At 71.0% G+C, this 15,115-nt stretch carries 15 protein-coding genes; 3 read left to right on the top strand and 12 right to left on the bottom strand.

Translation table 11 applies throughout. The features are described 5' to 3' along the window. Positions 1–171 precede the first annotated feature (171 nt). Together OG966_RS28600 and OG966_RS28595 are read left to right on the top strand one after the other, a co-directional pair. Entirely contained in the window at positions 172–1,338 is a 1,167-nt protein-coding gene (locus tag OG966_RS28600; RefSeq protein WP_406730995.1) for a PQQ-dependent sugar dehydrogenase, read from the top strand. Positions 1,339–1,352: 14 nt separating this feature from the next. Then, the gene (locus OG966_RS28595; RefSeq protein WP_326652788.1) at positions 1,353–1,529 is read left to right on the top strand and encodes a DUF6191 domain-containing protein; all 177 of its coding nucleotides are present in this window, start codon (positions 1,353–1,355) and stop codon (positions 1,527–1,529) included. Positions 1,530–1,625: 96 nt separating this feature from the next. Here the strand turns inward: OG966_RS28595 and OG966_RS28590 are convergent, their stop codons facing one another. The 9 genes from OG966_RS28590 to OG966_RS28550 form a co-directional block, all read right to left on the bottom strand. Beyond that, positions 1,626–3,011 carry a hypothetical protein gene (locus OG966_RS28590; RefSeq protein WP_326652787.1) on the bottom strand — a complete coding sequence of 462 codons (1,386 nt, stop codon included), beginning with the start codon at positions 3,009–3,011 and terminating at the stop codon, positions 1,626–1,628. Then, on the bottom strand, positions 3,008–4,312 hold the full coding sequence (locus OG966_RS28585) for an ATP-grasp domain-containing protein (protein WP_326652786.1): 1,305 nt from the start codon (positions 4,310–4,312) through the stop codon (positions 3,008–3,010). Before OG966_RS28585 ends, OG966_RS28590 begins: the two co-directional genes overlap by 4 nt. Further along, complete coding sequence (locus OG966_RS28580) at positions 4,309–5,619, bottom strand: MFS transporter (protein WP_326652785.1); 1,311 nt, start codon at positions 5,617–5,619, stop codon at positions 4,309–4,311. Before OG966_RS28580 ends, OG966_RS28585 begins: the two co-directional genes overlap by 4 nt. Next, positions 5,612–6,085, bottom strand: coding sequence for a redoxin domain-containing protein (locus tag OG966_RS28575; RefSeq protein ID WP_326652784.1), 474 nt, complete (start codon positions 6,083–6,085; stop codon positions 5,612–5,614). The genes OG966_RS28580 and OG966_RS28575 overlap by 8 nt, the downstream gene beginning before the upstream one ends. A gap of 41 nt (positions 6,086–6,126) precedes the next feature. Then, the gene (locus OG966_RS28570) at positions 6,127–7,461 is read right to left on the bottom strand and encodes a glutamine synthetase family protein (RefSeq protein WP_326652783.1); all 1,335 of its coding nucleotides are present in this window, start codon (positions 7,459–7,461) and stop codon (positions 6,127–6,129) included. Continuing rightward, positions 7,458–8,876, bottom strand: a complete 1,419-nt coding sequence (locus tag OG966_RS28565; protein WP_326652782.1) for a SidA/IucD/PvdA family monooxygenase — start codon at positions 8,874–8,876, stop codon at positions 7,458–7,460. Before OG966_RS28565 ends, OG966_RS28570 begins: the two co-directional genes overlap by 4 nt. A gap of 12 nt (positions 8,877–8,888) precedes the next feature. Then, positions 8,889–10,124, bottom strand: a complete 1,236-nt coding sequence (locus tag OG966_RS28560) for an NAD(P)/FAD-dependent oxidoreductase (protein WP_326652781.1) — start codon at positions 10,122–10,124, stop codon at positions 8,889–8,891. A 29-nt stretch (positions 10,125–10,153) separates the two neighbouring features. Continuing rightward, the gene (locus tag OG966_RS28555; RefSeq protein WP_326652780.1) at positions 10,154–11,440 is read right to left on the bottom strand and encodes an ATP-grasp domain-containing protein; all 1,287 of its coding nucleotides are present in this window, start codon (positions 11,438–11,440) and stop codon (positions 10,154–10,156) included. Between the two features lie 63 nt (positions 11,441–11,503). Beyond that, on the bottom strand, positions 11,504–11,662 hold the full coding sequence (locus tag OG966_RS28550; RefSeq protein ID WP_326652779.1) for a hypothetical protein: 159 nt from the start codon (positions 11,660–11,662) through the stop codon (positions 11,504–11,506). Between the two features lie 219 nt (positions 11,663–11,881). On the opposite strand from OG966_RS28550, the gene OG966_RS28545 reads away from it, so the two are divergent. Next, complete coding sequence (locus tag OG966_RS28545) at positions 11,882–12,853, top strand: LuxR C-terminal-related transcriptional regulator (protein ID WP_326652778.1); 972 nt, start codon at positions 11,882–11,884, stop codon at positions 12,851–12,853. A gap of 219 nt (positions 12,854–13,072) precedes the next feature. Here the strand turns inward: OG966_RS28545 and OG966_RS28540 are convergent, their stop codons facing one another. Genes OG966_RS28540 through OG966_RS28530 form a run of 3 tightly spaced genes read right to left on the bottom strand, consistent with a single transcriptional unit; the run spans position 13,073 to position 15,093 of the window. Continuing rightward, positions 13,073–13,849: a GNAT family N-acetyltransferase gene (locus OG966_RS28540; RefSeq protein WP_326652777.1), complete on the bottom strand. Its 777-nt coding sequence runs from the start codon at positions 13,847–13,849 to the stop codon at positions 13,073–13,075. Positions 13,850–13,906: 57 nt separating this feature from the next. Then, positions 13,907–14,506, bottom strand: coding sequence for a hypothetical protein (locus OG966_RS28535; RefSeq protein ID WP_326652776.1), 600 nt, complete (start codon positions 14,504–14,506; stop codon positions 13,907–13,909). A gap of 35 nt (positions 14,507–14,541) precedes the next feature. Next, positions 14,542–15,093 carry a GNAT family N-acetyltransferase gene (locus OG966_RS28530; protein ID WP_326652775.1) on the bottom strand — a complete coding sequence of 184 codons (552 nt, stop codon included), beginning with the start codon at positions 15,091–15,093 and terminating at the stop codon, positions 14,542–14,544. Positions 15,094–15,115: the final 22 nt, after the last annotated feature.

Here is a 15,115-nt window from a genome sequence, read left to right as displayed (position 1 = left end):
GAAGATCGTGCCGCGATTCCTTCTCCGGATTTCTTCTCGGAAGATCGGGAACCTGAACGGTCGCCGCGGTGTAAGAACAGTAGTCAGGCAGTCGGCCGGACAGCTCGGGCAGCCGTCGATCAGGCAGCCGTCGATCAGACAGCTCGAGCAGCCGTGGAAAGGATCAGAACTGTGCAACGTCCTGCTGTGACGGCCGTACTGGCCGCTGCCGTGCTTCTCCTCTCGGCCGGGTGCTCGTCCGGTGAGGACACGACGCCGGCCGGCCGGAAGGGGACGACGCCCGCCACCGGGGCACCCTCCGGCTCCGCCTCGGGCGGCTCACCAAGTCCCCAAGGGCCTCCCGCGAAGGGCTCGGTGAAGGTGTTGTCCACGCTTACCGAGGGGCTGAAGTCGCCGTGGGGTGTGGCCGCGCTTCCGGACGGCGATCTGCTGGTCGCGTCGCGGGACGAGGGGACGATCACCCGGGTCGACGCGGAGAGCGGCAAGCAGACCGTGATCGGCTCGGTGCCGGGGGTCGCGCCGGGAGGCGAGGGCGGTCTGCTGGGCCTGGCCATCTCGCCGTCGTTCGCCTCGGACCGTCAGGTGTACGCGTACTTCACCACCGAGTCGGACAACCGCATCGCCCGCATGCTGTACGACGAGAGGAAGCCGGCCGGGCAGCAACTGGGCGCGCCGGACACGGTGTTGCGGGGCATCCCGAAGGGCGTCGTGCACAACGGCGGGCGGATCGCTTTCGGTCCGGACAAGATGCTCTACGCGGGCACGGGCGAGACGGGTGACACCGGACTCGCACAGGACAAGAAGTCGCTGGGCGGCAAGATCCTGCGGATGACACCGGACGGCCGGCCGGTGCACGGCAATCCGGAGGCCGACTCCATCGTCTACTCCTACGGTCACCGCAATGTGCAGGGGCTTGCCTGGGACGCCGACAAGCGTCTGTGGGCGGCGGAGTTCGGGCAGAACACCTGGGACGAGCTGAATCTGATCGAGCCCGGCAAGAACTACGGCTGGCCCGAGGCGGAGGGCAAAGCCGGCAAGCCCGGGTTCGTCGACCCGGTGGCTCAGTGGAAGACGGCCGACGCCTCGCCGAGCGGCATCGCCTACGCCGAGGGATCGATCTGGATGGCGGCCCTGAAGGGCGAGCGGCTCTGGCGGATCCCCCTGGCGGGCGCGGAACCCTCGGCCGAGCCCCAGTCGTTCCTCATAGGGAAGTACGGCCGCCTGCGCACGGTCCTGTCGGCGGGCGGCGACAAGGTCTGGCTCGTCACCAGCGAGACGGACACCCGGGGCACACCCGAGCCGGGGGACGACAAGATCCTCCGGCTGGAGGTGAAGTAAGGGGTGAACAGTTTGTGTTCAACGTCTTCGAGGAGTTCTTCGCGCCGGGCCGCAAGCACACCGAGGAGGAACACAACCGGCTCGCACTGACCAGGACCGACGTGGGCGACAACGATCCGAGCCGCGGCCCGATAGACCTGGCCTCGGGAAAGGTCACCGTCCGCCCGCCGGAGAAGACGCCGCCGGCCTGACCGCGCGGGGCCACACCCGGGGACCGGGTACCTTCCGGCCGCGCCATCGGGCCGCGCAGCCGCTGTGCTTGCGGAGGCGCGGCCCGGGCCGGGAGCTCAGACGTCGGTGGCCTGGAAGGCGCAGCTGACGTGTGCCTTGTTGTCGTACGAGATCACGTCGGCGCGATCGGCGGGCAGGGCCCGGAGGAAGGATCCGGCGTACTGCCGCCCGAGAAGGAAGGCGCCCCAGTTGACGACCCAGGGGGAGAGCTCCCCGGTGTCTGTGGCGGGGAACAACTCGGGTTGCGGAGTGACGAGTTCCTGGACGATGTACCGGTCGCCCGCCCGGGACAGGGCGTCGGCCCACTCCCCCTCGGACACGCTTCGGCCGAGAACGGTGCCGGCGCCGCCGAGGCCGTGCGAGGGCTTCAGCACGAGGTCACGACGGTTTCGTAGACAGTACGAGGCAAGATCCGTCTCCTCGCCGCGTATCAGGGCGGTACCGGGCCGCAACGCGTGTGTCCAGGGCAGGAATCGCTCCACCAGGTCCCTCTCGGCAGCGTCGTACGTCTGCTGACACCGGTCCTCCCAGAGCATGGACAGCGCCCGCTTGTTGCCGTGCATGGAAGTGCGCAGGGGTGACAGCACTGGCGTACCGCACCGAGCGAAAGCATCCAGCAGTTCCTCGGCCCGCGTGATGGACGCGGTGTCGGCGGTCAGCTCGCCGAGCGTGAAGAAGCGGTAGACGATCTCGACGGGGCGGCCGTCGCCGTCGATCGTGATCCGGCCACCGGTCTCCCGGACCTGGCCGGTGTGGCAGGGGATGGCCTCGATGCCGTACCGCTCCAGCAGCCCGGCCAGGACGCGGATCTCCGGTTCCGTCTTGAGATACCCGCTCGGCCAGTCCATGAGTGCGACGCGGGGGGCGGCACCACGGTGTCCGGCGTTCTGGGCCGCCTCGAGGATGACTCCGGCGACCGCGGCAAGGGTGTCGGGGAACGTCAGGCCTTCCGCCGCCGCGAAGTCGGCCAGATTCTCGTCCTCCAGCAGGAGCCGGTTGAGTTCGGGAATCTGCGTGCCGCCAAGAGCGCTGCTGAGGTTGAACTCCAGCAGCCGGAAGTTCGTGCCGTCGTGGTAGAGATCCGCGCGACCGATCCGGGCCGGCTCCTGAAGCGGGGTACGCAGAGCGATCCGTGCCTGCTCGGGCCGCAGCCCCACAGCGGCGGCGAAAGCATGGACGTCGTCGCCGAAGAGCCGGGCGGGCAGAGAGAACAGCAGATCCATCATGCCGTTCAGATCCCTTTCGAGGCGCGCCACCTCGGCGGCCTCCAAAAAGCCCGGGCGAGTCAGGAACCGGTCCTCCAGCGCTTCGCGCACCAGGTTGAGACGGGCCTGGTCGGGAGCGTCGGGCCAGACCGCGGAGATACCGGCGGACGAGCCGAGATAGCGCTCGGTCAGGGAGTTGCGGACGCCGACGGGGGCGGTGCGGGCGGCAGTGGTCATCGGCTTTCTCGGCTCTCAGGGTTCTGCTGGTCCCGAAGGACAGCGTCGGTACGGATGGTGACCAGGGCGAGTGCGCCGCGGGCGCGGTCGAGAGCCTCGTCGGGCGTCCCGGCCACCGCGGTCACCGAGCCGCACCGGTCACCGGACCCGCGCAGCGGGGTCACGGTGTCTCCCGCCCGGGTGCCGGGCGACACGGCCACGACTCCCGGCCGGCCGGCAGCCGCTTCCCAGCCGGACACCTCGGTGGCGATGCCCGGGGCGGCGGTCAGGAACCAGGTCGCGGCGGCGCCGGCCGGTTCGCTCGCCGCGGGGAGCGCGACGCCCGCTGTCTGGGCTGCGAGGAGATCCCGGATGTCGACGCCGTGGACGTGTCGGACAAGGTCGACGATGCCGTCGCCACCTGGCCGATTGTGCGATTCGACGACGCGGGGACCGGACGCGGTGAGGATGATCTCGGTGTGGGCAGGGCCTTCGGTGAGACCCACCGCGTCGAGGAAGCGGCAGGTCGTCTCCTCGAGTGCGGTGCGATCGTCCGCGCTGATTCGTGCGGGTATGACATGGCCGATCTCGACGGCGTTGTCGCCCGTGAACTTCTCGGTGACGGCGAGGAGCTGGTGGCGGCCCCCGTGCGTGAACGTCTCGATGCTGAACTCCGGCCCGCTCAGGAACTCCTCGGCGAGCAGCGCCTCCGGCCGGGCGCGGACTCGCTGCCGCGCGGCTCGGATGCCGTCCGTGTCGCGGACAACGGCGATGTCCTCACTGCCGGATCCATCACGCGGCTTGAGCACGACGGGCAGACCGACCCGGGCCACGAACGCGTCCACATCTCCAGGGGTGTGCATCAGCCGTGCTTGTACCGCGCCCCCGTCCACCAGGCCGTCGAAGCTCTGCCGCATCAGGAATTTGTCCTTCAGCGTCAGTACGGTGTCGAGCGGGTTCCCTCCGAGACCGAGTGCATCGCCGATCCGGGCTGCGGCGGTCAGGAACCGCTCCCGCACGGTGACCACGCGCCGGAACGGGGCCACCTGGTGCAGAGCCACCGCCCTGCGAACCCAGTTGTCCTCGGAGCCGTCGGCGAGGAGCCACGCCTCGTCGCAGGCCTCGTGGTGCGCGGAGGTGAACTCGTCGGGAGTACCGCCGTAGACGACGTACATGCCGTGTCCGCGCAGAGCCCTCGGCAGCCGGGTGCCGCCGCCCAGGACCAGGACCGCCGGACCACGGGGGTCCGGAGCGTCCGGGGGCTGCCGCGCTCCGGTCGGCGCGGGCGTGGGCGCGGGCGGAGAGGACACGAACGTGGTCATGCTGACTCCTGCACGGGAAGGCGGACGGAGGTACGGTCCGGGGCGTCGGCGTGTCGGTCGGTGTCGGCGTGCTCCGCCCAGCGGGTGGCTGAAGGTACGGCGGCGGCCGCCGCCGCGACGACGAGACCGAGCAGCAGCCAGCCGGTGACGGGCCGCCAGTCCGGGCCTTCGGCAAGGCAGACGGTGGTGACCACCAAGGGGGCCAGCGCCGCGGTGGCCCCGCGGCCGAGCGAGAAGAAGCCCTGGTACTCGCCGTGCGAGCCGGCCGGGGCGAGTTCGTAACTGAGCCCATAGCTGCCAGCCGAGTGCCACAGCTCGCCGGCGGTGTGCAGCACCATGCCCGCGACGAGCAGCGCGAACGCCAGGGCCGGGGAGCCGGCGAAGGCGGCACAGGCGATCACTGCCCAGCCTGCCCACAGCACCCAGCCCGAGCGGCGCACCGCCGCGGCGGCGGCCGCCCTGTCGCCCGTGCCCCGGGAGAACGGGACCTGGAGCAGGACCACCAGGACGGTGTTGGCCATGATGACGGCGGAGATGCTCCATTTCGGGGCGTTGCTGTGCCCGGCGATCCACAGCGGCAGAGCGAGGGACAGCACGTCGTAATGGATGCTGGTGATCCCGCACAGTGCGGTCACCAGGGTGTACGGGCGGTTGCGCAGCACCGCGCGGCGCCCGGGCGCGGTCGGGCCGCTGCCTGCGGCTTCGACCGGCGGCACCCACAGCAGGGGCACCGCGGCGCATACATAGGTCGCGGCGTTGACGAAGACGACCGTCAGATAGGCGGAGCGCGAATCGGCGGCCAGGGCGAGTGCGGCAAGTGCGGCGCCGATACTGAGGCCGGCGTTGGTCACCGACTTGAGCAGGGCCCGCAGTCTCACCCGCGCCTCGCCGGTCCCCACACCCCCGATGACAGCCCCGCGGGCGGCGCTGCCTCCGCGTTCCGCGAGGGCCGCGACCGTACTGACCACGACGAACGCCCACAAGGAGTGCACCAGGGTGAAAGAAGCGGTGGCCACGGCCTGGCCGAGCAGGGTGACCGCGTACGTGCCTCTGGGGCCGAACCGGTCCGCGATCCGTCCCATCGGTACGGCGGCGCTCAGCCCGATCAGTCCGGCGATCGCGAGACCCAGCCCGACCTGGGACGGTGCCAGCCCCACGGAGCGGGTGAAGAACAGCGCACTGACCGGGAGGAAGAGGCCGCTGCCGGTCTGGCCGACGAAGGTGGACAGGGCGAGTGCGCGGGGTGCGCCGGGAGCCGGCAGCCAGGCCCGGATACGCCCGCCCCGCGCGGCCGTCTTGTCAGGCACGGCCGGCCTCGTCGGCTTCGAGCTGCGCCACCGTCTCCAGGACGAGCGCCGCGTGGCGCTCGGGCTCCGGCACCGGGTGCAGCACGGCCCGTACGACGCCCGTCCGGTCGAGGACGACCGCGGCCCGGCTGAACAAGGTGCGGTCGCCCGCCTTCACCTCGGGCACACCCACGGCCCGGCCCAGTGTGAGCTCCCCGTCGCCCACGAGCGGATAGCCCAGGTCACGGGATTTCGCGAACTCGGCCAGGTGGCCCGGCGCATGCGCGCTGACTCCCAGCACCCGGACATCCGCGCGTGCGAACCGTGCGGCATCGTCGCGTACGGAACACAGACCGGTCGTGCAGCCGGCCAGTTCGGGGAGTACCTCGCCGATGCCCGGCTCGGTGATGAAGAACAGTGCGGTCCACCGGTGGTCGGGGGAGGGAACCCTGACGGGACCTTCGGTGCTCTCGGCAGTGACGTGCATGGTGGTTCCTCGGAGGTGAGTGTGCGGGTGACTGGTCGCGGTCATACGGTCTCTGCGTACCGCTCCGTCTCCCAGGGGGTGATGAGGCTGTGCCACGAGGCCCAGTCCGCCCGGGAGTTGAGGGTGACGGCGTGGGCGACGAGGTCGCCCAGGGCGCTGCGGACCGTGGCGTCCTCCTCCAGGGCCCTCAGGGCAGAGGGGAGGTCCGTCGGCAGCGAGGTGATGCCGCGGGCCGCGAGGGCCTCCGGGGCCAGCGTGTCGGCCGGCTCCTCGCATGCGTCGGGCAGCTTCAGGCCCCGGTCCTGGCCGTCGGCGAACGCGGCAAGCACCCCCGCGAAGAGCAGGTGGGGATTGGCCGCGGGGTCGGGGCTGCGCAGCTCCAGCCGCAGCGAGCGGGGCACCGCGGTGTCGCCCGCGACCTTGAATGCGGTGGACCGGTTGCGCCTGGCCCAGCTGGCGTGGACCGGAGTCCCCGAGGCGGGGACGAGCCGCTTGTAGGAGTTGACGGTCGGGTTGCCCAGGGCCGTCAGCGCCGGCGCGTGTTCCAGCACGCCGGCGAGCGAGTCGTGGAAGAGCGCGGACATGCCGTTCGGGTCGGCGGCGTCGTGGAACAGGGGTCCGCTCTCCGCTCCGGTGCCGTCCAGCGAGACGTGAACGTGCAGGGCGTTGCCGTACAGGTGGGCGAGCGGCTTGGGCATGAAGACCGCGGACATGTCGCGGCGGCGGGCCATGACGCGGGCGGTGTGCTTGAGCAGCAGCAGCCGGTCCGCCGTGGTCAGCGCGTCGCCGTGCCGGAAGACGAGTTCGCGCTGCCCGGGGCACACCTCGTGGTGGTGTCCGTCGACGGTGAAGCCCATCAGTCCCAGCGCTTCACTGATGTCCCGGCAGACCTCGTCGGCCTGTTCGTCGACGCTCAGATCCCAGTAGCCGGCGCTGTCGGCCGGGTCCCCCGCGGTGCCGGGGGCGCCCCGGCGCAGCAGGTAGAACTCGGCCTCGACGCCGAAGACGGGACGCTGCCCGCGGGCCTCGGACGCCTCGACCGCCCGCCGTAGCACCGCGCGGGGATCGGCCGCGAACGGCCGGCCCGAGGTATCCAGGATGTCGCAGAAGACCATTCCCACGGTGCGCCCGGAGGGGGTGGTCCAGGGCCGGTGCACAAAGGTCGACGGGTCGGGGACCAGGCGCAGATCACTGTGCTCGGGGTCTCCGTGGCCGAGCAGTACGGCCCCGTCGAGCGTCCAGCCGCTGTCGCGTACCTCGGCCCAGCGGGCGGACGGGACCTCCAGGGTCTTGAGACGTCCGGCCACATCGGTGAAGAGCAACTGGACGAAGTCGACGTCCAGCGCGGGGTCGCTCGTCGGTGCGTGTCGGGTCATCGGTGCGCTGCTCCTTGGTTCACGGCGGGGACGGCGGTGTGGTCGGGCAGGCCTGCGCCTGTCCGCGCCGCGCCCGCCGTGCCGGCTTCGGGGCGGATGTGGGGGACATAGGCAGCCAGCACTCGGTCCGAGAGGAGCCCGAGAGAACTCAGGTTGGGGAACCCGGGGCCCTGCGCGAGGGCTGCGAGGTTCGGCAGATGGAGCGGTGCGGGCAGGCCAGTGACCGCGAGTGAGGTACCGATGGCCCGCTCGAGACGCTCGCGGGTCACGGACCCGCCGAGTCCGGCACGCAGAGCGGCCTCGGCGCGGGGTCCGAGCACCCTGGTGAACCACAGCGGGTCGCCGCCGGTGGCGTCGATGACCAGGTCGGCGTGGCGGATACGCTGCTGCCCGCCGTACGCGATCTCCACCGCGATGTCGTTGTCGGCGCGACGCGTACCGACGACGCGGCCGGGCTCCCAGGAGACCTTGGTCGTCAGCGCGAGGTCACTCTGCACCTGCTGTGAGAAGACGGCACGGTCGGTACGCCGGATGAACTCCTGCCGGTCCGCCTCGGAGAGCCGGGTCCAGCCGGTGGGGTCGCTGTAGTAGCGGTTCTCGAAGGGGCTCTCGCCGCGGCTGTAGAGCGTGGCCCGGGGAGCGACGACGGTGACCTCGCGGTCCATGCCGATGGCGAGCTCCCGCACGATGGTGCCGGCGGTCTCGCCGGCGCCGATGACGACCACGGTCTGTGCCCAGTCCGGCAGCCCCGCCACGGCGAGCTTCCAGAAGCCCGCGGTGTCCAGCACCCGGGTGCCGTCGGCGGGCACGGTACCCGCGCTCGGGCCGGGTCCGGAGACCAGCAGGCCACAGCCGTGAACGGCGGTGCGGGCCGTGCCGTCGACGACGGTGAGCTTCCAGCCGCCGTCCGCCAGTTCGGCGCGCCGCACCTCCCCGGTGACGGACCTCAGATTCGCCCGGGCCGCCGCCCACTCCAGATAGTCGGCCCACTCACGGTGGCTCGGCTGAGGCCGACCGCGGTCTATCCAGCGCGCGTACACGCCCCGGGCGAGCAGATGACCCGCCCAGCTGAAGCCGGCCATCCGGCGGGCTATCTCGCCCGTGACCGGATCCTGGCTGTCCCCCCAGGTGGCGCAGTCGTACGGAAAGCCGAGGTCCTTCTCGGGCAGGGTGCCGAGCAGCTGTCGGCCGTTGGTCCAGCCGCGCCCCTCGCGCCAGTTGGCGGCCGTACAGTCCCGTTCGACCGCGACGACCTCGGGGACGTCGAACCCGGCGGCGCGGAGCACACTCGACTTCACGGCAAGGGCAATGGCCTTGGGGCCCGCGCCGATCACCAGAAGAGGGGCGCCACTGTGTCGGGCGGGGTCCCAGGACCCGGCCTCGGTGGCCGGGGAAAGAGCTGTTGGCTGTGACATGGTTGCTCCAGCTCAGAGGAAGCGGGCGGGATCGAACGCGGCGGGGATGCCGTCGCCCCGGCCACCGCGGATCCGCTCCGCCAATTGTTCCGGCATGACCTGCGAATACGGCATTCCATGGCCGTTGAACGCGGCCATCACCCAGAGGCCGTCGGCGCCCGGCCAGGCACCGACCAGCGGGCAGCGGTCCGGGGTGAAGGCCATGACTCCGCTCCACGCCCTGACCACCGGTACGCCCGTGGCCTCGGGCAGCAGCGAGGGAAGTGCCTCGGCCAACCGGCCGGCCAATTCGGGCGAGAAAGCGGGCGTATTGCTGCCTTCCGGCAGTTCGACGCCCTCGTCGCGGCCCGGGACGGTGTTACGCAGACCGCCGAGGAGCAGCGAGCCGTCCGGGGCCTGCCCGCCGTACACGAGACCGCGGTCGAGTCCCCACTGCGGGATACGGAAGGGCACCGGCGCGGTCTGGACGAGCTGCCCTCGCACGGGGGTGATGACCGGGGCGAGCTCCGGCAGCAGCCGGGGCGTCCAGGCGTTGAGGGCGACGACCACGTGGTCCGCGAGCACATGGCCCGCGTCGGTGGTGACAAGCCAGCCGCTTCCGGTGGCGGGCTCCACGGATGTCACGGTGACGCCGCACGCAAACTCCGCGCCGCCGCGCTCCGCGGCCGCCGCCATTCCGCGTACATACGCGACCGAATGAACCGCGTCCTGGTCCGGCCGGTAGAGCCCGCCGATGATGGTGTCCGGGAGGTCGGTGCCGAACACCTCGCGCGAGGCGGGAAGGTCCAGCCACTCGGCCGCGATGCCGTCCGCCCGCAGGGCCTCGGCGGTGCGCTTGAGTTCGAGGGCCTCGTCCTCGCTGACGGCGAGGTCGAGCTTGGCCGTCGGGAAACGGGTGGCCTCCAGCCCCTCACGCGCGATGACTTCGCGCACCAGGTCCCGGTTGACGAGGGTGGCACGGTAGACGGCGAGCGCCTCGGCGTGGCCGAACTTCTCGATCGCGAGGGCATGCTGGGCATTGCCGCCCTGGATCAGCCGGCCGGCGTTGCGGCCCGAAGAGCCCATCGCCGGGCCGGGGTTGCGCTCCAGCACAAGCGGCCGCAGCCCGGCCCTGGAGAGCCAGTAGGCAAGGGTCGAGCCCATCACGCCGGCACCGAGCACACAGACGCCGGTGCGTTTGGGCAGTGCCGCGCCGTTTCCGGTCCAGTCCGGGCCGGTGGCGATCCAGTAGGAATCGGGGGATTGCATGGAAGTCCTTGTCGGGATGCTGCCGGCCATCAGGTCCAGCACTCTGAACTGGGCAGGCGGCGGGCGGGCTGTTCGTCGGAGGCGGCCGGGGACGTCTCGATGGAGATCAACGCGGCGATGCTGTCGGCCCGATCGACCGCGGCCGCCGTGTCTTCGCCCACCGTGATGACATAGCCGAGACGGTGCAGATTGGTGGTGACCGGTTCGACGACATCGCCGGTCCTGGTCAGCAACACCAGCCGCTCGCGGGCGGGGTCGAGCAGGGCGGCTGCCTCGGCGACGCCGTCGATACGGCGTACGACGCCGGGCTCACCCGTCAGGAAGCGGATCGCCGCGCCGCCCGTGAAGGCGGTCCGGTCGAGTGCGTCGAGGTCGACCGGCCGGCCGAGGGCGAGATCCGCGGCGATGCCGTAGACGTCCACCGCGCTGGTGAGCCGGACGAGGTCCAGGATGCAGTCACCGGCGGGCCGGGGGTTGACCTCGATGATCCGGGGGCCGTCGGTGGTCAGGATCATCTCCGTGTGCGCGATGCCGTGGTCGTAGCCGACGGCTTTCAGCGCGGCGGCCGCGGTTTCGCGTACCTCGGCATCCAGCGCTCCGCCGAGTCGGGCCGGCATCGCCTGGCCGAGCTCGACGAACGCGTCACCTCGGGTGCTGAGCTTCTCCGTGCAGGCCAGGACCACCGTGCGGCCGTCGACGGTGACCGTCTCGACACTGATCTCCTCGCCGATCAGCTCCTCCTCGGCGAGGAGACTGCCGGTCTTGGTGAACGGCGCCGCGGCATCCCAGGCCGCGTCCAGTTCCTGCGCGTTCCCGGCTCGTACCACTCCCCGCCCCGCTGAGGAATCGGCGGGCTTGATGATGAGCGGATAGGTGAGACCGTCGACCGCCATCCGCCGGTCCGGGGCGGCCGCCGCCGCGTCGAGTACCCGGAACCGCGGGCCCGGCACCCCGGATTCGGCGAAGCGCTCACGTGCCCAGGTCTTGTCGGTGAGTGCCTGGAGGGTCTGTGGTGAGCAGCCCGGCAGGCCGAACTCCTCGGCGAGCCGCGCCACAAGGGGCAGGGTCGAGTCGAGGAAGCCGATCACGCCTTTCTTCCCCGGCGCGGCGGCCAGAGCGGCGCGGCAGGCTTCGTACACCTCGTCCTCAGGGCGTTCCAGGGAGAGCGGGATCTGCTGGTCCGCCAGCCTGAGGTAGGCGGCGGTGGCGCTCTCCGCCACCGCCAGTCCGAAATCCGTCCGGGCTGTCCAGGAGGTCAGGGCCTGCTCGCGCAGACAGCCCACACGGACCAGCAGCAGGAGGGCTTTCGCGTCCATTGCTACAACTTTCGTTCGGGAGAGGTCATCGGTGGCACGGGGCACGGTGAGTGCCCGGCCGACTCATCCCCAGCCGGTGTCCTGGGCCGCCGCGCTGATGCCGACCCCCCGGCCGCTGTCCACCCCGGCTCCGCCGGACCGGTGCGCCGCAACCGACTGCGAGCCGGCGGTCACCGCGACCGCGGCGGTGCACAGGAGTATCCAGCGCGTGATCTTGTCCATGTCGTTTTCCGCCCCGTTTGTCTGCACTGCATGGTCGAGGCCGGTCCTTGGTGCGTCTTCCCCGTCGCCCGGCCTGGTTTCGATCATTGCGCCGACCTGGAGCGGACACCACAGCCGTGATGGATCATGAACAGGAAATGACGGAATATGAGGGCAAGACAAATGACTGACAAACATCAGGTAAATGGCGATAGCGAACCTCGTTCGCTCACCCCTGGCATGCAGCGGATGTACGAAGCGGCGCTGCGTCAGAATGGTGCGACACCACACGAGTTGGGCGGGCTCCTCGGGTTGCCCCCCGCCGCCGCCGACACCGTCTTCGAGCGGCTGCGGGCGCTCAATCTGCTGCAGCCGGCAGAAGGCCGGCCCGGCGCCTACGACTGGTGCACCCCCCAGGTGGCGGAGGCCCGCACGCTCGGCCCGCTTCGCCACCAACTGCAAGCGGTGCAGGACCATATCGACGCGGCGACCGTCGAGTTCGCCGCCCTGCGCGAGGTGTACGACGCGGCGGCCGCGGATGAACAGGGCGGGGACCCGGACTTCCTGTTGCTCGACGCCGCGGACGTCAACGTGATGCTGGACAAGGCGGCCACGGACTGCGAATCGGACCTGCTGACTGCCCAGCCCGGCGGCCCCCGCCCCGTCGAGGTTCTCAACGAGGCACTGGCCAGGGACTCCGAGCTACTGGCCCGGGGTGTGCGGATGCGCACGATCTACCAGCACAGCGCCCGGTTCAGCCCGGCGACCGAGTCCTACGCGGAACGCCTCACCCAGGCGGGCGCCGAGATCCGCACCCTCAACACCCTCTTCCCGCGTCTCATCGTCTTCGACCACCGCACAGCCTTCATCCAGGCCGGCGACGGCTCGGCCGCCCTGCTGGTCCGCCACCCGGAGGTGGTCGCCTTCATGGTGAGCACGTTCGAGGCCGCCTGGCGCACCGCGATCCCCTATGCCTCGGCGTACGAGTCCCGTCGGCAAAAGCTCATCGTCTCGGACATGCAGCGTGCCATCGCCCGCCTCTTGCTGCGTGAGGACAAAGACGCCGCCATCGCCCGTCACTTGGGCATCAGCGAACGGACGTGTCGCCAGCACATCGCCAAACTCATGGCACAGCTGGGCGCCCGCAATCGCACACACCTCGGCTTCCTGCTGGCGACCGAGATGAGCCTTCCCCGCGAACCTGTCGGGTGAGCTGCGGAGATCGGCTGAAGGCGGTTGTGCCGGGGCGGGGGCATGCACGACCGGCGAAGATGGCGCTTGAGCTGCGGCCGACAGCGCCTCGATGAGGTCCTCGGCCGGGGGGCGGGGTGCTTGGGCGAGACCGGACGGCGTACGCATACGGTCCACGGTCCCCGCGCCCCGGCGGCCCGTGGCCGGCGCCCCGGCGGCCTGTGGCCTGTGGCCTGTGGCCTAGAGCTGGTACACGTACGGAGTGGTGGTGCTCAGCGGGGCGAATCCCAGCCGCCGCAGGATCGGCCGGCTCTGGCTCGAGGCGTCGACCTGTAGGTAGCGGTAGCCGCTCGCGGCGGCGATACGGGCCCGGTGGGCGATCAGGGCCCGGTAGATGCCCCGGCCGCGCCAGGCGGCCAGGGTGCCGCCGCCCCAGAGGCTGGCGAACTCGGTGCCCGGGTGCAGTTCCATCCGCGCCGAGCACACGGGCAGGTCACCGGCGATCGCGACGGTCATGCTGACTCTGTCCGGGGACTGTGCCAGTTGCGCGAGGAGCTGCTCGCGCAGGCGGGCGCTGCTCATGCCGAACGCCTGCTCGTGCACATCTGCGATGAGATCCACGCCGGCCGGATCGGTGACCGGTTGCAGCCTGACGCCCTCAGGGAGGTCGACGGCGGTGGGCAGGTCGCCGATCTCGGCGACCATCACCGTCTCCTCGGGCTCGGGCGTGAAGCCGGCTGCCCGCAGCCGTGCGCCGAGGTCGTCGGGCCGGTCGTAGGCGTACAGCTTCCACTCGAAGTCGCGTCCCAGGGAGGCGAAGTACCGCACCTGCTCGGCGATCGCCGCGTGGGCCGTGGCCGGGTGGAGTCCGGACCACACGATGCCGTTCCAGTCTCCGTCGGCGCCGACCTGCCGCACGACGTCGCCGACCCGTTCGACGCGCGCGCCGGGATCATCGGCGCGGGTGCGCTGCCGCATCTGGTGGTCGAACAGGGTGAGCACCGCGTCGTGATCCATCCGCACATTGCAGCAGTGGGCGGACGTGGGCACCAATGAGTTTCAGGACCTCGGAGGCTACCGAGAACCGGCGCTGGGCAGGCTCAGGAACACGTCGAAGTACATGCCGGCGGAGACGATCAGCCCCAGGACGCCGAGTGCGGCTCCGGCCACGGCGAAGGCGCGTACCCAGCCGGCCTTCTGCGGCCGGGCGAGTACGGCCCCGCCGACGATCAACGCGAACAGCGCGAAGACGCCGTTGACCAGAGCGGTGGTGTGCCAGGCGTCGCCGTAGAGGGCGGAGATCTGCTGAGCAGGAGTGCCGCCCTGGGCGGTCTTGATCTGTCCGATCAGCGTCTGCCGCTCGGCGGCGATCTTCCCGACCCAGCTGCCGCTGAGCGCCACGACGCCGAGACCGGCCGCGACGACGGCACCGGCGGCGGCTCCGATGCCGGAGGGGTCGCGAGGCGTCTCCTTGGCGTCGTCGTCCGTCTCGTGGTCCGTCTCGTTCTTCTCCGCGGCGGGGGTCCCGGCCGGCTCGGCAGCCTCGGCGGCAGGCTTCTCCGTCGCCTCGGCGGCAGGCTTCTCCGTCGCCTCGGCGGCAGGCTTCTCCGTCGCCTCGGGCGCCTCGGTCGCGGCGGTGGTCTTTTCGGTCTCTTCGGTCTCGGTGGGGTTCATGCGCCGCACGCTAGGTGGCCTGTCTGAGAGTCCCCTTAACGACCGGCCCGCCACTCGGGAGCGAGCACCGACCAGACCTCCATGTCGTGACGTACACCCTTGTACGGGTAGCTCTCCCGCAGCACTCCGTCCCGCGTCATCCCCAGCCGTCCGGCGACGTTGATGCTCGCCGTGTTCGCGGAGGACACGATCCACTCCACGCGGTGCATCCCGCGCTCCTCGACTGCCCAGTCGATCAGCACCCGGGCGGCCCGCGTGATCAGACCACGCCCCGCGGCGGACGGCTCCAGCCAGCAGCCGGCCTCGCAGTTGCCCGACTCGGTGTCGAAGATCCGGAACATCACGCCGCCGACGAGCGTCCCGTCGAGCCAGATTCCGTACAGCCGGCCCGTGTCCGCGGCCTGCTTCCCGGCGTACGACTGAAGAAAGGCGCGCGCCGATGCGCCGTCCGTGACGAGCGTGGGAAGCCCGACGTACTGGCCGATGAAGTCCCGTCCGCGGTCCATGTGGGCGAAGAACTCCTCGGCCCGCCACGGTTCCAGGGGACGCAGTTCCGCTCCGTCGTCACCCAGCGATATCGCGAACATCCTTCATCCTCCGGCCCGGTTA

The organism is Streptomyces sp. NBC_01750, assembly GCF_035918095.1.
Classification (GTDB): domain Bacteria; phylum Actinomycetota; class Actinomycetes; order Streptomycetales; family Streptomycetaceae; genus Streptomyces.
This window is presented reverse-complemented; position numbering and strand designations above follow the sequence as displayed.